This is a genomic window from uncultured Brevundimonas sp. (genome assembly GCF_963974615.1).
In the GTDB taxonomy this organism is placed as follows: Bacteria; Pseudomonadota; Alphaproteobacteria; order Caulobacterales; family Caulobacteraceae; genus Brevundimonas.
Window position 1 is genome coordinate 99,659 of record NZ_CAXBDH010000012.1, and the last position, 17,348, is coordinate 117,006.

Here is a 17,348-nt window from a genome sequence, read left to right on the forward strand (position 1 = left end):
GTACCCTTGACGAAGCCTGCTGGCGCGGCACTGACGAGCGGTCAGTTTTTACAGAGACCGGCACCAACACCCGCCCCCGCATGCCTTGTCGTCGCATCTACGCCGACCGGAATCAACGATCGTTTTTCGCCTGTCAGGCTATAATTCGAGAACAAAGCCGGATCAGACCATACCCCGATCCGAAACTGTACGTCAGGGTCAACCCTGGGGTGCAGTGCGGATGATTCCGGACTTCAACTGCTCATCGATCGGCGCATCGGCGGCGTCATTGGCCGGCATGATTGAAGGGGCAGCGATTCGGTCGATGGCCTCGATGACACCATCCCACGGCAGCGCCCCCCGGTTGCGGACGCGGTTATAGTTGGCTCCGGCGTCATAGACGTCGATGTTCGCGTTCAGGTCCTGTCCCTCCAGCCGCCCCATGGCCGCCAGAAGCTGGGCCTGGGCGACGTATTCGTTGCGGCGCGCCGAGGCCAGGGCCACCTGGGCGTTGCGCAGCTCCAGCTCCTGGTTCAGCACGTCCAGCGTGGTCCGCAGACCGACCTGGGCCTCCTGCCGGACGCCTTCAGCCGCGACCGAGGCGGCCCGCACGGCCTCCTGTCCAGCCTGCAGCGTCGACCGGGCCGAGATCACCTGGGCATAGGCCGTGCTGACCGAACGCAGCACCTGACGCCGTTCACCCTCACGATTGATCTGGGCGACATTGGCCTGTTCCAGCGCCTGGGCGACCCGCGACCGGTTTAGTCCGCCCGTGAACAGCGGCACAGAGAGCGTGGCCCCGGCCTGAAAACTGGTGGTGTCCCCCAGGTCGAAACGTCTCAGGCTGTCGCTGGCCCCGCCGTAGGACGCGGTCAGCCGGGCTGACGGCAGATATTCAGAACGGGCGGCGGCGACCCGGGCCTCGGCCCCCTGCAGGGTATAGTCAGCCGCGCGCACACCGGGATTCTCGACCAGGGCGACGTCCAGCGCCGCATCGAAATCGGTGGGGACACCCGGCAGGACCGGCAGGGTCTCCAGATTCGCCGGAGCCTGGCCGACGACCGCCGCATACGCGGCGCGGGATACCGACAACTGGGCCCGGGCATTGGCCAGATCGGCTTCGGACTGCGCCAGACGGGCTTCAGACTGGGCCACGTCGGTGCGCGTGATCTCACCCACCTCGAAGCGGGCGCTCGATTCCTCGAGCTGACGCTGGAGCACTCCACGATTGTCCTGACGCACCTGCAGGATCTCCAAATCACGCAGCACATCGGCATAGGCCTGGATCACCGCAGCCAGCACCTGTTGTTCGACATCCCGCAGGTTCTCGCGGCCAGCGAGGATATTGGCCTCGGCCGCAGTGATGCTGTGTCCGACGCGCCCGCCGCTGTAGATGGTCTGGGACAGGCCGACACTGGCCGTGGCGGAGGTCGAATCGAGATCAGCGCCGCCCTGAACTTTTGAATAACTGTAGCCGGTCGTTGCGCTGGCCGTGACCTGCGGGCGCAGACCGGCCCGGGCCTGAACGATTGATTCGTCGAGCGCACGCTGGGTGGCGCGCTGGGCCAGCAGGGTCGGGTTGGTCCGATACGCCAGGGTCAGGGCTTCCTGCAGCGTCTCGGCCCAGGCCGGCGCTGCCAGTCCGGCGACGAGAGCGGCCATAGCCACCGATGCGAGCGCGCGTGAGCGTTTCAACATAACCGTTCCTGCCTGACGGTCCCTCATGAGGCCCGTCGTCTGTCCAATGCTGCGTAGTGCGAGATCACAACGCCCCACGCCAGTTAAGATTTTTTCACGCGCCCGAAGACGCATGTCCTCACCCATGCCGTAACCTAGAGGGCAAATGTGGGGAGTGGTGCCAATTCCGCCAGCACCGACGGGGATGCATCGAACAATTCCCGCCGCGACAGACCGTCTCGACCCCGCACATACAGAACCGCCTTGCCGGCCGGGCCCGACCGTTCGACGACCGCCAGACGGCCACCGGGCTTGAGGGCGGCGATCCACGCATCGGGGCGGACCGGGGTGGCCGCCTCACTGACGATCAGATCGTAACCTTCGCCATGCGGTTCGGAGAACGGGGCCTGAACGGTCTCGACACCGGCCTCAGCCAGAACCGCCCCCACCACCTCCAGCACCGCCGGATCGTCTTCCTGGGCGATGACCTTCAGTCCCATCCGGGCCAGCACCGCCGCCGCATAGGGGGCGGCGATCGCCAGCACCTGTTCGTCGGGACGCGGGTCCAGGGCCATCAACAGCTTCGAGACCTCACGGGCCGCCATCAGCTTGCGGCGGCCGGCGATCTCGACCTCCAGCTCGGCATAGGCGGCGAAGGCCCGGTCCGGCGCACAGAAGCGCTCCCGGGGCACGGCGAGCAGGGCGGCCTGAAGCACCCGGTCGGTGACGTCATTCACGCGGACCTGGGAGTCCACCATGACCTTGCGTGCGGCGGCGAAGTCCATCTGTCGCTGATCCTGATCTGGCGGCGCGGAAGATGCACCGGAAAACTCGGGCGCTTATAGGTCCGTGCGTTGCAGCCGACAATCCGATCTGATAGCGAACTGCCCTCGCGAACGCGCCTTCCCCTCCCGGGGGGTCCGGCGGCCTGATGGCGGAGTGGTGACGTAGCGGACTGCAAATCCGCGTACCCGGGTTCGATTCCCGGTCAGGCCTCCATCGCGACCAACCGTAATACGGGGCGGGTTTTCCCCGCCCCGCCGGGCCCCGGTCCCGGTCCCGGCCCGGATCAGCCGACCGGGGCGGTGATCCAGCCGACGGCGCTGGCGATTCCGACCGCGGCCATGACGATGGCGACCGCGATTCCGATCCGCGCATTGCGATGAACAAAGAAAAACACTGACTCAAACATAGGCACCCTCCCCGGACACCTCACAGCGCCACAATTCCCGCCGTTCATCAAGGTGCACAAGGGATTAACGCGTTGACGCTTTGGTGATCGCGCCCGGTCAGCGGGTCAGTTGATACAGGGCGACCGCCCCGGCCGTGCCGACATTCAGCGAATCAAATCCGCCCGACATGCGAATTCCGGCGGGGCGACAGCGGCGGATCAACTCCGGTCCCAGACCGGGCCCCTCGGGTCCCAGAACGATCGCCTGCCGATCCCGGCGTGGAATCGCCGCCAGCTCCTCGTCGGCCGACGGCACCAGGGCGATCACCTCGAAACCGGCCCGCTTCAAACCCTCGATCATCGCGATGCCGGACACCCCGGTGACTGTCGGTGTTCTCAGCACGGCCCCCACCGAGACGCGAATGGCCTTGCGATAGAAGGAGTCACAACAACGGTCGTCGAGCACCACACCCGCGGCTCCGAAGGCGGCCGCATTACGGAAGATTCCCCCCATATTGTCATGATTGCCGATCTCGCTGGCGGCGACGACCACGGCCGTCGGGTCCAGACCGGCCAGGAATTCGTCCAGACCCAGCGGTGCCGGCTTCTCGCCCAGGGCCAGAATTCCGCGATGCAGGTGAAAACCGGCGATTCCATCCAGCACCGCCTGTGGAGCCACATGGACCGGGGTCGCCTCGGGCAGTCGCTCCAGGATCGGTCGCTGGGCTTCCAGCCGTTTTTCGTCCAGCAGCACAGAAACTGGTCGACAGCGCGATTCGGGCGAGGCCAGAACCCGCAGAACCACCTCCCCTTCCGCTACGAACAGGCCCTCACGTCCCGTCAGGTCGCGTTCGCGAATATTGCGAAAGGCCGCGATACGGGGATCCGCCGGGTCTTCGATGCGGATGATTGTCATGGTTCGTCTTTTCCCGTTGCGCTTTCCCGACGCCCGCTGCTATAGCGCCCGCCTTCCCGAGCGTCTGTTCCGCGGTAGCTCAGTGGTAGAGCAGCCGACTGTTAATCGGCTGGTCGTAGGTTCGAATCCTACCCGCGGAGCCACTCGCCCTTCCTGCCTGTCGGCGCGACAGGAAAAAAGCCCGACGCAAGCGCCGGGCTGAAGTGGGTCGGTGATGGTGGGTGTCCCCAAAGAAGGAAGACACCCCATTCGATCGACCGCTTCGGTTAATCGAACATGAAGATGTTAACCCGCCCGGTCCGGCAGCCAGGTCGTCTGCGGTGCACCGGTGTCCCCCTTCCAGCCGATCCGCCAGCCTGCCCCGGCCCGCGCCACCGACATGTCCGTGGCGACCGGCGCTACGTCCCCGGGATAGGTGAATACGACCCCGTTCAGCCGGACCGGTACGGTGCCGACCCGGTTGAACACGGCGGTCCAGTGCCCACGACTGTCCGGTGACGCACCGATTTCGGGTCCGTCACCGACGGCGACCCTGACAGTCTGTGTGGTCCCCTCGACCTGCCCCGAGACCAGCATCATATGGCCGTCACTGTCGATGGCTGCCAAAGCCGGTGCCTGATCCAGCCGGCGACTGGCCCGACCTGACCGCAACAGGACGATCGGCCCGCGCCCGCCCCGGATGATCAACAGACGTTCCGGGGCCGGAATGGCATCCTGACCGACCTGGGCCTCGGGATAGAGCATCAGGTCTTCGTCCGGGACGGCCATGCGAATCTCGAAGCGACCGTCGGCATCCGCTCCGGAGGCGTGAGCGGCCCCCGCGGTACTGCGCAGCACGACCCGCCCCCCGGGCTGGGCCACACCCCGAAAAATGAGGACGCCAGACGTCTGGTCGACCGTTTCGATGTGCGGCGGTGCGGTCCAGCTGCTGACCGACCCCGGTGGAGGATCCGTCGGTATGGTCGTCTGTTCCGAACATCCCCAAAACAGCATGGACGACAGGATCACTCCGACGATGGTTCCTGTTGCGATCCTGCGTTTCATCCTGCTCACCGGCACTATATGGCTGATGTCCCAGATAGCGCGCGCGAACGCAGCCTGTCTCCCCTTCGCATTCGAGACCCCATAATGTCTGCCCCCGTTTCCATCCTCCCCTTCGACGGCAAGTCGGTCTGCCTGTTCTGTGGCTCGTCCGATGGTGCGAACCCCGACTATGTCGCCGCCGCCCGGGCCTTCGGGGCGGAAACCGCCAGGGCCGGCTGGCGTCTGGTTTACGGCGGCGGTGGCGTCGGACTGATGGGGGCCTCGGCACGCGGGGCTCATGAGGCCGGTGGCCGGGTGCTCGGCATCATGCCGGCCTTTTTACGCAGTCGCGAACGCCTCTACGATGAGGTCGAGACCCTGGTCGTCACCTCGATGCATGAACGCAAGACGCTGATGTATGACCAGTCGGACGCCTTTGTCGTCGCTCCGGGCGGAGTCGGCACACTGGAAGAGGTGATCGAACTGCTCTCCTGGAAACGGTTGGACCTCCATTCAAAGCCCATCATCTTTTTGAATATAAACGGCTTTTGGGACTCCCTGTTTGCTGTGATGCGGCACAGCGTGGCCGAAGGAATGACCCCCTCGTCCTTTCTCCAGGCCTGGGTCGTCTGCGACACGGTGGAGGCCACGATAGCGGCCCTTCAGGCCTCGGACGTTACGCCACACTTGCAACATGATCCGCGATAAGTAATCACTGATTAGTGTCCCAATGTCCGTTTCGTTTGAAAATGGACATTGACAGTCCTTTTAAAAAACTGACACTGATCCCGGGGCGATCACGCTCCTGCTTTTCCGGAGGCTATCCATGCGTGCCCTGATCATCGCTGCTGCCCTGTTTGCGGCCACCCCCGTGCTCGCCCAGACCCCGGCGGCCACCAGCCTCACCCTCGCCGAGGCAAGCTCGGCCCCGACCGGTCGAACCATCGTCGACGGAGCCGCCTGGCGCTGTGACGGAGCGACCTGCATCGCCACCGGCGGTGCCAACCAGCCGGCGCCCCGCGCCTGCCGCCGGGTCGTGGCCCGTCTCGGCAAGGTCACGGCCTTTTCCTACAAGGGTGTCGCCCTGTCAGCGGCTGAACTGGCCGTCTGCAACGCTGACTGAATCCTGAACGGGCGGGGCCGCCGTCAGGCGGCCTCGCCCTTCAGCCGCTGCACGATCCGTTCGCGGCCGATCATCGGCACCAGCGTCGCCATGTCCGGCCCGTGCGCCTGACCGGTCAGGATCAGCCGCAGCGGCATGAACAGCCCCTTGCCCTTGGCTCCGGTCGCCGCCTTGACCGCCGCGGTCCACACTGACCAGGCCGTCTCGTCGATCGTCGCGGGCAATACCGTCAAAGCCGCTTCCGCGAAACCGGTATCCTCAATAATCGGGGTAATCGGTCCGCGAACCATGGCTGCCATTTCAATGACATCTGCGAATTTCTGAAGGTTCTGCCGCACAGCAGACCAGAAGGCCTCGCCCAGATCACAGTCCAGAGCCACCAGACGCGGTGCCGCGACTTCGTAGCTCATGGCATGCAGGGCCTGGGCATTGAGCCGGTCGAGATCGGCCGTGTCATAGCGGGCCGGCGACCGCCCCATCTTCGAAAAGGCAAACCCGGCTCCGAGAGCTTCAACGGTCCCGGCTACGTCCAGCGGGTCGGACGTCCCGATCCGGCCTAGGTGGCTGGTAATGGCGATCGGTTCATAGCCCTGGTCGCGCATGTCACTGATCGACAGCGACCCAAGGCGTTTCGACAGGGCCTGTCCGTCAGCGCCGACCAGCAGTGGGGTATGGGCAAATCCGGGAACCCCGGCTCCCAGCGCCTCGAAGATCTCGATCTGGGCCCCGGTATTGGTCACATGGTCCTCACCGCGGATCACATGGGTGATACCCATGTCGATGTCGTCCACGACCGACGGCAACGTATAGAGAAACAGGCCGTCCTCCCGGATCAACACCGGGTCTGACATCGAGGCCGTGTCGACCTCGGCATGGCCGCGCGCCAGGTCTTCCCAGGCCACGCGCTTGCCCTCGAGACGGAAACGCCAATGCGGCTTGCGCCCCTCGGCGTCATAGGCGGCCTTCTCGGCCTCGGTCAGCTCCAGGGCGGCACGGTCATAGATCGGTGGCAGTCCGCGCGACAGCTGCACCTTGCGGCGACGGTCCAGCTCGTCGCCGGTCTCATAGCAGGGATACAGGCGCCCGGCGGCCTTCAGCCGGTCGGCAGCCGCCTCATAGCGATCGAACCGTTTGGACTGGTTATGGCGCTCGTCCCAGATCAGACCGAGCCAGGCCAGATCGTCCTCAATGCCCTGTTCGAACGCGGCCGTGGAGCGGGCCAGATCGGTATCGTCGATGCGCAGGACGAACTGTCCGCCGTGAGCCCGGGCGAACAGCCAGTTGATCAGCGCCGTGCGCACATTGCCGACGTGCAGCTTGCCGGTGGGCGACGGGGCGAAACGAACCTTGACGGACATGGATGCGGCAACCTTGAAAGCGAGGCGCGTTGGTCGCGCCACCACCTCCGCAAGTCAAGCCGCCGTGCCGTTCAGGCGACGATCAATCGTCGCGGTGAACCCGCTCGCGACGCTCATGCCGTTCCTGGGCCTCGACCGACAGCATCGCCGTCGGGCGGGCTTCCAGTCGGCCGAGGGAAATCGGTTCGCCGGTTTCTTCGCAATAGCCGTAGTTACCGTCCTCGATCCGACGCAGGGCGTCATCGATCTTGGAAATCAGCTTTCGCTGGCGATCCCGCGTCCTCAGCTCGAGGGCTCGGTCGGACTCCGAGGACGCCCGGTCAACAAGATCCGGATGATTTTCGGTCTCGGCCTTCAGATTGACCACGGTCCCGCGCGACTCCCGCAGGATGTCCTCCTTCCATGCCAGCAGCTTGGCTTTGAAATAGGCCAGCTGCCGCTCGTTCATGAACGGCTCGTCATCGGTCGGTTGATACGAAGCTATATTGCCCACTACCCCAGACGCTAATGCGTTCATCGCACTCACGCTCTTTTACTGTTCGCGCCCCCCTGCGGCACGACACGCGTATAGGCAGGGAGACGAGTCGCTGCAACGCGTTCGCGTTCCGGTGATGCTGCCAAGCTCACCAAAGACCCCAAGCGTGACAATTCTTCATCACTTCCTGCCGTCGCATGGTGGTTTAGTTCAGCAGTTACGGCAGCTTATGTTGCACTGCGGCGTAAATCTGCCTTGGCCAGCTCAACCGCCGCGCGTAGGTCGATCTGATCCAGCAAACCGTCCAGGGCGGCGTCAGGGTCGGCCCCCCGTTCCTCGCGCAGCGTCCGGGCCAGCCGCTCCAGCGCCACCTCCCCGGTCTCACCGGACAGCAGGGCCAGCTTCAGTTCTTCCAGCCGGTCCAGCAGCCCCCCGCCTCGACGGATCGCACGGCGGCGACGCTCGGTCGCGTCCTCCACGCCCTGCAGCGCCATCAAGGCCGAAACCCCTGAGACCCCGGGCGTGCCGCCGACCGGAGCCGCTGCGGCGGCCGGAGTCGCTCCACCCGATGCGGGCAGGGAAAATCCGCCGGCGCTTCGGGTCGGGCGGGGCGATGATGATGACGACAGACCCGAGGGGCCGGAAACCTTCATGCGAGCGAACTCCAGATCATGATCGACAGTCACCGTCGACCGTCACTGTTTGGTTAACGGCCCGGCAATTTCTGCCGCTCGGCTCCGGCGAATATCCAGCCCCATCATTGTTTTCATGACGTAATTTCTTCGGCATGAACTTCGCATGGTTAAGGACGACACCTGTCACTGGACGCCCGACCAATGAAAAAACTGCTTACCCTCCTTCTTGCTCCGCTGGCCGTGGCCCTGGTGGCCTCACCCGTGGCGGCCCAGTCCCGCATCAAGGACATTGCGGCCATCGAGGGCGTCCGCACCAACCAGCTCGTCGGCTACGGCCTGGTGGTCGGGCTCAACGGCACCGGGGACTCCCTGCGCAACTGCCCGCTGACCCGGCAGTCGCTTGAGGGAATGATGGAACGCCAGGGCGTCAACATCCGCGGGGCCAACGCCAATACCAAGAATGTCGCCGCCGTCATGGTCACGGCCGAACTGCCGCCCTTCTCGACCCCCGGCTCGCGCATCGACGTCAATGTCGCCGCCATGTGCGACGCCAAGAGTCTGCTGGGCGGCCAGGTGCTGGTCACCAGCCTGCAAGGGGCCGACGGCGAGGTCTATGCCGTGGCCCAGGGCTCAATCCAGACCGGAGCCGTCTCGGCCTCGGGCGGGTCCGGCTCCTCGGTCACCCGTGGCGTGCCCACCGCCGGGCGCATCGCCTCGGGCGGGGTGGTCGAGCGCGAGACCGGCTTTGAGCTGGCCAATATGGACGAGGTCCGCCTGACCCTGCGCAATCCGGACTTCACCACGGCCCAGCGCGTCGCTGCCGCCATCAACCAGATCTATCCCAGCACGGCCCTGGCCGAGAACGGCACGGTGATCGCCCTGCGCGCGCCGGGCCAGATGGGCATGGCCGGCTATATCAGCCGGGTCGAAAACCTGACGGTCCAGGTCGACGTTCCCGCCAAGGTCATTATCGACGAGGTCAACGGCGTCATCGTCATGGGCAGCGCGGTCCGGGTCTCAACGGTCGCCATCGCTCAGGGCAATCTGACCATTTCCGTGCAGGAGACGCCCCTGGTCAGCCAACCCCTACCCTTCAGCCAGGGCCAGACTGCGGTCGTGCCGGACTCCACCGTAACCGTCCAGGAGGACCTGGGTCGCGAGATCCGCATCGTCGACGGCGGTACCTCCCTCACCACCCTGGTCAACGGCCTCAACGCCCTTGGGGTCAGTCCGCGGGACATGATCGGGATCCTCCAGGCCATCAAGGCCGCCGGGGCCCTGCAGGCCGAAATCGAGGTGATGTGATCATGAGCGACCTGGCCGTTTCCCCTTCCCTGCTGATGCCGACCGCCGCCCCGAATGCCGCCCCGGCCCGCATGCGCGAGACCGCCGAAGCCTTTGAGGCCTCCTTCCTGTCCCAGATGCTCAAGCCGATGTTCGAAGGGCTCTCGACCGAGGCCCCGTTCGGCGGGGGCGAGGCCGAGGCCACCTGGCGCGGCTTCCTGGTCGACGCCATGGCCAAACAGACGGCCAGGGCCGGAGGCATCGGTCTCGCGGACAAGGTTCTGGCCGAAATGCTGAAAATGCAGGAGCAATCACAATGACCGCCAGGAACGCCGCCGACGCGGCCGCTGATCTGAACGCATCCGCGCGGGTGCGGCAGCTGATCGATCTGACCGATCGGTTGACCCACCGGCTTTCGCAGGAGTCGAAGGCCTTCGAGGCCCGGCGTCCGCAGGATGTGGCGGCAGGTCTGGCTGAAACCCAGGAACTGGCGAACTATTATCGACGGGAGTCGGCCCAGCTCAAGGCGACCCCTTCGGCCCTGACCGGGGCTCCGGCCGGTGACCGCGCGGCCCTGCTCCGTTCAACCGAAGCCTTCGAAGCCGTTCTGGCCCGGCATGTCCTGGCTGTGGAAGCCGCCCGCATCATTTCGGAAGGCCTCGTGAAGGCCATCGCCGAAGAGGTTTCGGCCGCCCGCGGGACACCGTCGGCCTACGGGGCCTCCGGTCAGGCTTCGGTGGGCGATGGCCGTGCCGTCGCCTTGAACCGCACAGCTTGAACACGGTCCGTTAAGCGTGCCCGTGGCCATGCTCTTCACTGAATGAGTGACAGATTGGACGAATATTGATCACGCAGCGTCTCCTCAGCCTGGCTTTTGCCTCGGCCGATGTCCTCCTCGAGGTCGATGGAGACGGTCGTGTTGATCTGGCAATAGGCGCCGGACCGGTCGCCGAGCTCGACCCGGGAACAGCCTGGGTTGATCGTCAGCTGTCCGAAATTCTCGGCAAGGCCAGTCGCGTCGTCGTCACGAAGGCGCTGGCTGACCTCGCGCCCGGCATCCGCTCATCCCCGATCGACGTCCTGGTCTGCTGCGACGACAATCGCGTTCGTCGCGCCTGTCTGCGCGCCTTCCGGCTCCCAGAACTGGCCCCGGCCGTCTCCTGTGCCCTGACCTATGAAGGCGCGGCCTTCGATCTGGTCGTGCCCAGCGCATCGCCGCTGCTCGACATCCAGGGTCTGGTCAATCGAGTCCGCCTCGCGCTCGAGGCCGGCCAGGCCAGCGATGAAATTGCCTTCGCCTTTGTCAATGTACCCGGGCTGACGAGCGCAGCGGATGCCGTGAACGAACGCGTCGGTGCGCGGGTCGAGGCGGTCTTGCAGGCGGCCTCGATCGACGGATCCAGCGTGGCTCGCCTGACCCCGGAACAGTTTGCCCTGCTGCGGAAATCCGATGATGACAACGATCTGGCCGAGGAAGTCCGTGAAGCCGGGGCTGCGGAAGGCGTTACGCTCCAGCCGACCAGCACCAATGCGACCATGGGCTCCGGCCTCGCATCCGGACTGGTCGTTCGGGCGCTTCGCGTCGCCTTGCAGGCCTGCATCGAGGACGGCGGGCTCAAGCCGGACGCGGTCTTTACGAAGAGCCTCGCCCATACGCTGACAGAAGCGGAACGGTTCAGCACCATGGTCCGCGGCCGGGATTTCACCCTGCATTTCCAGCCGATCATTGATCTGGGCACGGGCAATGTGAACCATTTCGAGGCCCTGACCCGCTTCGGAAATCAAGGCCCTGCGGCCACAGTCGCCATGGCCGAGGACCTCGGCCTGATCCAGGGGCTGGACCTGGCCGTCATCGAAAAGGCTCTGGCGCAGATGCGGCGGGCCGGCTCGGGACTGATCAAGATCGCTGTGAATATGTCCGGCGCATCCCTGGCCAATGACGACTATATCAATGCTGTGCTCCGCATGACCCAGCGTACGCCGGAAATTCGGTCCCGGTTGCTGGTCGAGGTTACGGAAACCGCAGCGGTCGGCGATCTGGAATCAGCTAACCGTCGCCTGGGCGCTCTCCGCAGCAAGGGCATCAAGGTCTGCCTCGACGACTTCGGGGTCGGTGCAGCCTCATTCGAATATCTGCAGAAATTGCAGGCTGACACGGTCAAGGTCGACGGCAGCTATATCCGGGATCTCGTCACCGATGAGCGGCTACGCATCATGGTCAGCCATCTGGTCGAGCTGTGTCGCTCGCTGAAAGTCTCGACCATCGCCGAAATGATCGAGAACGAGGCCCAGCTCGATACCGTGCGCGACCTTGGTATCGATATGGGGCAAGGCTTCCTGTTCGGTCGCCCGGCACCGGAGCCGGTATCGACGCCCTATGGAGCCGCCGCCTCCGCAGCCGTTGCCCGTCGTCAGGGCGAAGTTCAGGACTGGGGCTGAACCGGCAGCTCACGCCCGCTATGGATCAGCGGGATAGAAACGATTGGGCGTCAGGCGTCCGGGTGCCGCCGCGAACGATCAGCGCGGATACGGATCGGCACGGGCTTGGGGCGCGGCGCGCAGGACACAAGACCCACCACAGCGGCAGCAAGGGACAGCACGAAACCGATTTCCAGAGCGCTGATCATCATCGTCGGGCCTCTTGTACAAACGCGAACCGAAGAATGGGCATTCCCCCTGTGCTCCGCAAGCGATTTCCGGCAATCGCCACCCCGCGGCGACCAAGCGTCGCGCCCGGTGGCCCCGTCCCCGACCAAAGGCTATCTGTGCCCGGGTGAGCCACCTTCCTCCTGATCCCGCATCCGATCCGTCCTCGCGGCGCGAGACCGCCGTTCGCCGGATCGAAGCCGAGACCGGCATCGACGAACCCATGATCGCCCGGCTGGTCGACGCCTTCTACGACCGGGTCCGCGAGGATGCCCTGATCGGCCCTGTCTTCGCCGACCGTATCCGCGACTGGGGGCCTCACCTGGCCCAGATGAAGCTGTTCTGGTCTTCGGTGGCCCTGATGACCGGCGTCTATCACGGTCGCCCCATGCCCAAACACCTGCCCCTGCCGGTCGACGGTCGCCATTTCGACCGCTGGCTCGAGCTGTTCCGGGCCACAGCCCGCGACATCTGCCCGCCGGCGGCGGCCGATCACTTCATCGAACGGGCCGAACGCATCGCCGAAAGCCTCGAACTGGGCATCGCCGGGGCCAACGGCGTTCTGGTGCGCAAGGGCGAACGCTATGTCCGACCGACCGAGGCGTCGGGGCCGACGGAATTCCGCGAGGAATAAGGTTTTCACGTCAGGCGCGTTCGATCCAACGGGACAGGGACGTACGGCGGAAGGAACCCATCCCTTCAACGCAGAACCGCAATGGCGTCAATCAGCTGCACGTCATGCATCTGGTCGAGATAGGCTTCATAGTAGCCCTTGTGGGATGCCCCCACGATCGCCAGAAGCCGGGTGCCGGGACGACGGCCAAGCACCTCCCGTATATTTGCCACCATGCGCAGATTGCGCGTCTCCCAGTAGGCGACATAGCCACGACCATACCCCTGCGGAGAAGGTTCCATCAGGGCGGCACCGAAATCCGACTGATAGACCAGCAGCGGCGCTTCGGGCGCATTGTAGGCGCGGTACAGATCGAGCAGGCCGTTTTCGCCGGTAAGGCCGGCCGTCAGGCGGACCTCCTCCTCCTGGCGGGCATGGGTCGCGGGATTGTCCCAGGCGCGCGTGATCGCCGCTCCATAGGCATCCGGATCCGCCGGATCGGGAGTATCCGCCGAATGGTCATCCACGCTCCACAGGCGTTCCAGTCCCAGTCGCGCGGCCAGGGCGGCGGCGATGAGGCCGCTCTCGTTGCGCCGATCTTTCCGTCGATTCAGGGCTGTCACGAGGTCTTCCGTCAGACCGTCTTCCGCCCGCCGCTCACCGGGCGTCAGCCGAAGCCATTGCACCAGCGCCGATCCCGGCTCTCCCGCAGCCAGGAAGACCGCTGCCAGTCGTCGCCTTTGTTGCGGTAACGGCTGGTCGGGCCAGGCCGCCAGCATCCGTTCCGCCTCGGCGTTGGCGGCGGGCACATCCAGTCCGGTGGCCAGCCCCGCCGCTGTGGGATCGGGGCAATAGGCCTTCACGGTGTCGGCGTAGCGGGTCGGGTAACGCCGAAGGCTGTCGCACTGCAGACCGGACACGTCCTCGGTCGCGATGGCGGTGGGCCCCCAGATCTCAAGCCGGGTCAGCAGGGGCAACAACATCTCGGGCTGAAACGTATCCCCCAGGCCGGAGAGATGAGGCGTCCCGAGAACGAGCACCGCGTTCGGTGCGCCGACCGCGGGCCCCTTCAGTTGGTCGGGGTGGAACGGGACACGATATTCCTCGCGGGATTGAGCGGCCGCAAGCGCCGGAAGCGCGCCGAAGGTCATGACCAACACGGCAAGCAAGGTCCCCTTGTTCAGACGTCTCATTTGCCTCTTCCTGTACGGCCTGGTTCGACAGCCATCGGCTGATGGGTGGAACTATCCGACGGAACGGAGCCCGGAGCCCGTTAATTTTCGGACAGCTTTACAGCCCCCATACCAGTCAGCGCTTGGGCCCTCCAGGGCTGGAGGTGACCCCTGCCCGCCTGTGCAAAGAGCATCGCTTTGCAAAAATGGGATCGGACAGGCTGCCTGCTCCACACAATGTTCTCACATTGTTCTTGCTGAAACGGTCGAATTGATCCCCATATAGCGGTGTCGCCTCGAACCCTGCCCGACCCCTGCGCGTTTCCGGATTTCATGACCGAAAAACACAATTTCATCCGCGTCCGCGGTGCCCGCGAACACAATCTCAAGGGCGTGGACGTCGACATCCCGCGCGAGAAGCTGGTCGTGATGACCGGTCTGTCCGGTTCGGGCAAATCCTCGCTCGCCTTCGACACCATCTATGCCGAGGGCCAGCGCCGCTATGTCGAGAGCCTGAGCGCCTACGCCCGCCAGTTCCTCGAACTGATGGGCAAGCCCGACGTCGACCTGATCGAGGGCCTGTCGCCGGCCATCTCCATCGAACAGAAGACGACCTCGAAGAACCCACGCTCGACCGTCGGCACGGTGACCGAGATCCACGACTATATGCGCCTGCTCTGGGCCCGGGTCGGCGTGCCCTATTCGCCCGCCACCGGCCTGCCGATTGAGAGCCAGACCGTCTCCATGATGGTCGACAAGCTGACCGCCCTGCCCGACGGCGAGCGTCTGCTGCTGCTGGCCCCGGTCGTGCGCGGCCGCAAGGGCGAATACCGCAAGGAGATCGCCGAATGGCAGCGCACCGGCTTCCAGCGGCTCAAGATCGACGGCCAGTTCTATGCCATCGAGGACGCGCCGGTTCTCGACAAGAAGTTCAAACACGACATCGACATCGTCGTCGACCGCATCGTCACCAAGGCCGGGCTTGAGGCCCGCTATGCCGACAGCCTGCAGACGGCCCTGAACCTGGCCGACGGCCTGGCCACCGCCGAATGGGCCAGTCCGCCCGAGGGTGAGGAGCCGCGTCGCATCGTCTTCTCCGAGAAATTCGCCTGCCCGGTTTCCGGCTTCACCATCGCCGAGATCGAACCGCGCCTGTTCTCATTCAACAATCCGTTCGGGGCCTGTCCGACCTGCGACGGCCTCGGGGTCAAACTGGCCTTCGATGCTGATCTGGTCGTCCCCGACCGCGACAAGGTCCTGCACAAGGGGGCCGTTGCGCCCTGGTCGCGCGGTCCCTCGCCCCTCTACACCCAGACCCTGCAGGCCCTGGCCCGCCACTACGGCTTCTCGATGGACAAGCCGTGGCGCGACCTGCCGGAACAGGCCCAGCAGGTCATCCTGCGCGGCACCGGCTCGGAAAAGATCAAATTCGTCTATGACGACAACGCCCGCACCTATGAGGTCTCCAAGACCTTCGAAGGCGTCCTGCCCAATCTGGAGCGTCGCTGGCGCGAGACCGACAGCGCCTGGGTGCGCGAGGAACTGGGCCGCTACCAGTCCGAAACCCCGTGCGAGGCCTGCGGTGGCAAACGCCTGAAGCCCGAGGCCCTGGCCGTCCGCATCGACGGATCCGACATCGCCGACATCAGCTTCCTGTCGATTTCGAAAGCCTACCTCTGGGTTTCGACCCTGGCCGAGCGACTGACCGACAAACAGCTCGAGATCGGCCGCCGCATCCTCAAGGAGATCAGCGACCGGCTGCGCTTCCTCAACAATGTCGGCCTCGACTATCTCAGCCTGTCCCGCGCCTCGGGCACCCTGTCCGGCGGCGAGAGCCAGCGTATCCGTCTGGCCAGCCAGATTGGCTCGGGCCTGACCGGCGTCCTCTATGTGCTGGACGAGCCTTCGATCGGCCTGCACCAGCGCGACAATTCCCGCCTGCTCGAATCCCTGCGCGGCCTTCGCGACCTCGGCAATTCCGTGCTGGTGGTCGAGCATGACGAGGAGGCCATCCTCACCGCCGACTATGTCATCGACATGGGCCCGGCCGCCGGCATCCATGGTGGTGAGATCTGCGCCGAGGGCACCCCGACCGAGGTGCTGGCCAATCCCAACTCCCTGACCGGCAAATACCTGTCCGGCGAGCGCGAGATCGCCCTGCCCGTCGACGGCCGCCGCCCGGTCAACCGCAAGAAAATGCTGAAGATCAGCGGGGCCACGGGCAACAATCTCAAGAGCGTCACCGGCGAGATCCCGGTCGGCCTGTTCACCTGCATCACCGGCGTGTCCGGCGGCGGCAAGTCCACCTTCACCATCGAAACCCTGTACAAGGCCGCCGCCCGCCGCCTGCACAATGCGTCTGACGCCCCGGCTAATTTCGACCGCATCGAGGGGCTGGAGAATTTCGACAAGGTCATTGACATCGACCAGAGCCCGATCGGCCGCACCCCGCGCTCCAACCCGGCCACCTATACCGGGGCCTTCGGCCCGATCCGCGACTGGTACGCCGGCCTGCCCGAGTCCAAGGCCCGCGGTTACGGCCCCGGTCGCTTCAGCTTCAACGTCAAGGGCGGCCGCTGCGAGGCCTGTTCCGGCGACGGCCTGATCAAGATCGAGATGCATTTCCTGCCGGACGTCTACGTCACCTGCGACGTCTGCAAGGGCAAAAGGTACAACCGCGAAACGCTGGAAATCGTTTTCAAGGGCAAGAGCATATCCGACGTTCTTGATATGACGGTTGAGGAGGCCGCCAGCTTCTTCAAGGCCGTGCCGCCGATCCGCGACAAGATGCTGACCCTGGAACGGGTCGGCCTCGGCTATGTCCAGGTCGGCCAGTCGGCCACCACCCTGTCCGGCGGTGAGGCCCAGCGGGTCAAACTGTCCAAGGAGCTGTCGAAACGGGCCACCGGCAAGACCCTCTACATCCTCGACGAGCCGACGACCGGCCTGCATTTCGAGGACATCCGCAAACTGCTGGAAGTGCTCCAGGAACTGGTCGAGGCCGGCAATACCATCGTCGTCATCGAGCACAATCTCGACGTCATCAAGGTCGCCGACTGGCTGCTCGACTTCGGGCCCGAGGGTGGCGAGGGCGGCGGCGAGATCGTCGCGGTCGGCACCCCGGAACAGGTCGCCGCCGATCCGGCCAGCTGGACCGGCCGCTACCTCAAACAGGTGCTCGACCGCCACGAGACCCGTCGCAAGGCGCGCGTGGCGGCGCTGGTCAGTGATACGACGACGGCGAAACCGGGCCGGGCGAAAACGCGCGCCTGACCG

At 65.3% G+C, this 17,348-nt stretch carries 18 protein-coding genes and 2 tRNA genes; 10 read left to right on the plus strand and 10 right to left on the minus strand.

The window, feature by feature from the left end:
- Positions 1–198: 198 nt before the first annotated feature.
- Both AAC050_RS10035 and AAC050_RS10040 read right to left on the minus strand, forming a co-directional pair.
- Entirely contained in the window at positions 199–1,677 is a 1,479-nt protein-coding gene (locus AAC050_RS10035) for a TolC family outer membrane protein (protein ID WP_339914938.1), read from the minus strand.
- Positions 1,678–1,811: 134 nt separating this feature from the next.
- Positions 1,812–2,441, minus strand: coding sequence for a protein-L-isoaspartate O-methyltransferase (locus tag AAC050_RS10040; RefSeq protein WP_339914939.1), 630 nt, complete (start codon positions 2,439–2,441; stop codon positions 1,812–1,814).
- A gap of 140 nt (positions 2,442–2,581) precedes the next feature.
- Between AAC050_RS10040 and AAC050_RS10045 the strand changes: the two genes are divergently transcribed.
- Positions 2,582–2,655 (plus strand) — tRNA-Cys (locus AAC050_RS10045).
- Between the two features lie 70 nt (positions 2,656–2,725).
- Here the strand turns inward: AAC050_RS10045 and AAC050_RS10050 are convergent.
- Complete coding sequence (locus tag AAC050_RS10050; RefSeq protein WP_339914940.1) at positions 2,726–2,848, minus strand: hypothetical protein; 123 nt, start codon at positions 2,846–2,848, stop codon at positions 2,726–2,728.
- Positions 2,849–2,945: 97 nt separating this feature from the next.
- Positions 2,946–3,743, minus strand: coding sequence for an RNA methyltransferase (locus tag AAC050_RS10055; RefSeq protein ID WP_339914941.1), 798 nt, complete (start codon positions 3,741–3,743; stop codon positions 2,946–2,948).
- Positions 3,744–3,811: 68 nt separating this feature from the next.
- Here AAC050_RS10055 and AAC050_RS10060 point away from each other — a divergent pair.
- Positions 3,812–3,886: transfer RNA gene (locus AAC050_RS10060), tRNA-Asn, on the plus strand.
- A 142-nt stretch (positions 3,887–4,028) separates the two neighbouring features.
- Here the strand turns inward: AAC050_RS10060 and AAC050_RS10065 are convergent.
- A complete protein-coding gene (locus tag AAC050_RS10065) occupies positions 4,029–4,787 on the minus strand; it encodes a hypothetical protein (RefSeq protein ID WP_339914942.1) in 759 nt (252 codons plus the stop codon).
- A gap of 81 nt (positions 4,788–4,868) precedes the next feature.
- On the opposite strand from AAC050_RS10065, the gene AAC050_RS10070 reads away from it, so the two are divergent.
- Entirely contained in the window at positions 4,869–5,474 is a 606-nt protein-coding gene (locus AAC050_RS10070; protein WP_339914975.1) for a TIGR00730 family Rossman fold protein, read from the plus strand.
- Positions 5,475–5,592: 118 nt separating this feature from the next.
- Entirely contained in the window at positions 5,593–5,889 is a 297-nt protein-coding gene (locus AAC050_RS10075) for a hypothetical protein (RefSeq protein WP_339914943.1), read from the plus strand.
- A gap of 23 nt (positions 5,890–5,912) precedes the next feature.
- On the opposite strand, the gene gltX is transcribed toward AAC050_RS10075, so the two are convergent.
- The 3 genes from gltX to AAC050_RS10090 all read right to left on the minus strand — a co-directional run bounded on the left by gltX (position 5,913) and on the right by AAC050_RS10090 (position 8,375).
- Positions 5,913–7,247 (minus strand): glutamate--tRNA ligase, encoded by a 1,335-nt coding sequence (gene gltX, locus AAC050_RS10080; RefSeq protein WP_339914944.1) that lies wholly within the window; start codon positions 7,245–7,247, stop codon positions 5,913–5,915.
- 82 nt (positions 7,248–7,329) lie between these two features.
- Positions 7,330–7,764: an RNA polymerase-binding protein DksA gene (dksA, locus tag AAC050_RS10085; RefSeq protein WP_339914945.1), complete on the minus strand. Its 435-nt coding sequence runs from the start codon at positions 7,762–7,764 to the stop codon at positions 7,330–7,332.
- 185 nt (positions 7,765–7,949) lie between these two features.
- A complete protein-coding gene (locus AAC050_RS10090) occupies positions 7,950–8,375 on the minus strand; it encodes a flagellar assembly protein FliX (protein ID WP_339914946.1) in 426 nt (141 codons plus the stop codon).
- 183 nt (positions 8,376–8,558) lie between these two features.
- Here AAC050_RS10090 and AAC050_RS10095 point away from each other — a divergent pair, with 183 nt between their 5' ends.
- The 4 genes from AAC050_RS10095 to AAC050_RS10110 all read left to right on the plus strand — a co-directional run bounded on the left by AAC050_RS10095 (position 8,559) and on the right by AAC050_RS10110 (position 12,080).
- Positions 8,559–9,662 (plus strand): flagellar basal body P-ring protein FlgI, encoded by a 1,104-nt coding sequence (locus AAC050_RS10095; RefSeq protein WP_339914947.1) that lies wholly within the window; start codon positions 8,559–8,561, stop codon positions 9,660–9,662.
- A gap of 2 nt (positions 9,663–9,664) precedes the next feature.
- Positions 9,665–9,961 (plus strand): rod-binding protein, encoded by a 297-nt coding sequence (locus AAC050_RS10100; protein ID WP_339914948.1) that lies wholly within the window; start codon positions 9,665–9,667, stop codon positions 9,959–9,961.
- Positions 9,958–10,419: a flagellar basal-body protein FlbY gene (locus AAC050_RS10105; protein ID WP_339914949.1), complete on the plus strand. Its 462-nt coding sequence runs from the start codon at positions 9,958–9,960 to the stop codon at positions 10,417–10,419. The genes AAC050_RS10100 and AAC050_RS10105 overlap by 4 nt, the downstream gene beginning before the upstream one ends.
- Before the next feature lie 65 nt (positions 10,420–10,484).
- A complete protein-coding gene (locus tag AAC050_RS10110) occupies positions 10,485–12,080 on the plus strand; it encodes an EAL domain-containing protein (RefSeq protein WP_339914950.1) in 1,596 nt (531 codons plus the stop codon).
- A 50-nt stretch (positions 12,081–12,130) separates the two neighbouring features.
- On the opposite strand, the gene AAC050_RS10115 is transcribed toward AAC050_RS10110, so the two are convergent.
- Complete coding sequence (locus AAC050_RS10115; RefSeq protein WP_339914951.1) at positions 12,131–12,271, minus strand: hypothetical protein; 141 nt, start codon at positions 12,269–12,271, stop codon at positions 12,131–12,133.
- Between the two features lie 143 nt (positions 12,272–12,414).
- Between AAC050_RS10115 and AAC050_RS10120 the strand changes: the two genes are divergently transcribed.
- A complete protein-coding gene (locus tag AAC050_RS10120) occupies positions 12,415–12,921 on the plus strand; it encodes a group III truncated hemoglobin (protein ID WP_339914952.1) in 507 nt (168 codons plus the stop codon).
- Between the two features lie 65 nt (positions 12,922–12,986).
- Here AAC050_RS10120 and AAC050_RS10125 read toward each other — a convergent pair whose 3' ends face one another.
- Positions 12,987–14,093, minus strand: coding sequence for a DUF5694 domain-containing protein (locus tag AAC050_RS10125; protein WP_339914953.1), 1,107 nt, complete (start codon positions 14,091–14,093; stop codon positions 12,987–12,989).
- A gap of 312 nt (positions 14,094–14,405) precedes the next feature.
- Between AAC050_RS10125 and uvrA the strand changes: the two genes are divergently transcribed.
- Positions 14,406–17,345, plus strand: a complete 2,940-nt coding sequence (uvrA, locus tag AAC050_RS10130; protein ID WP_339914954.1) for an excinuclease ABC subunit UvrA — start codon at positions 14,406–14,408, stop codon at positions 17,343–17,345.
- Positions 17,346–17,348: the final 3 nt, after the last annotated feature.

Coding starts and splice junctions, on each gene's coding strand:
- AAC050_RS10075 (WP_339914943.1), top strand. CDS start 5,593: ATGCGTGCCCTGATCATCGCTGCTGCCCTGTTTGCGGCCACCCCCGTG.
- AAC050_RS10115 (WP_339914951.1), bottom strand. CDS start 12,271: ATGATGATCAGCGCTCTGGAAATCGGTTTCGTGCTGTCCCTTGCTGCC.
- dksA (WP_339914945.1), bottom strand. CDS start 7,764: ATGAACGCATTAGCGTCTGGGGTAGTGGGCAATATAGCTTCGTATCAA.
- AAC050_RS10055 (WP_339914941.1), bottom strand. CDS start 3,743: ATGACAATCATCCGCATCGAAGACCCGGCGGATCCCCGTATCGCGGCC.
- AAC050_RS10105 (WP_339914949.1), top strand. CDS start 9,958: ATGACCGCCAGGAACGCCGCCGACGCGGCCGCTGATCTGAACGCATCC.
- AAC050_RS10095 (WP_339914947.1), top strand. CDS start 8,559: ATGAAAAAACTGCTTACCCTCCTTCTTGCTCCGCTGGCCGTGGCCCTG.
- AAC050_RS10040 (WP_339914939.1), bottom strand. CDS start 2,441: ATGGACTTCGCCGCCGCACGCAAGGTCATGGTGGACTCCCAGGTCCGC.
- AAC050_RS10090 (WP_339914946.1), bottom strand. CDS start 8,375: ATGAAGGTTTCCGGCCCCTCGGGTCTGTCGTCATCATCATCGCCCCGC.
- AAC050_RS10100 (WP_339914948.1), top strand. CDS start 9,665: ATGAGCGACCTGGCCGTTTCCCCTTCCCTGCTGATGCCGACCGCCGCC.
- AAC050_RS10125 (WP_339914953.1), bottom strand. CDS start 14,093: ATGAGACGTCTGAACAAGGGGACCTTGCTTGCCGTGTTGGTCATGACC.
- gltX (WP_339914944.1), bottom strand. CDS start 7,247: ATGTCCGTCAAGGTTCGTTTCGCCCCGTCGCCCACCGGCAAGCTGCAC.
- AAC050_RS10050 (WP_339914940.1), bottom strand. CDS start 2,848: ATGTTTGAGTCAGTGTTTTTCTTTGTTCATCGCAATGCGCGGATCGGA.
- AAC050_RS10035 (WP_339914938.1), bottom strand. CDS start 1,677: ATGTTGAAACGCTCACGCGCGCTCGCATCGGTGGCTATGGCCGCTCTC.
- uvrA (WP_339914954.1), top strand. CDS start 14,406: ATGACCGAAAAACACAATTTCATCCGCGTCCGCGGTGCCCGCGAACAC.
- AAC050_RS10065 (WP_339914942.1), bottom strand. CDS start 4,787: ATGAAACGCAGGATCGCAACAGGAACCATCGTCGGAGTGATCCTGTCG.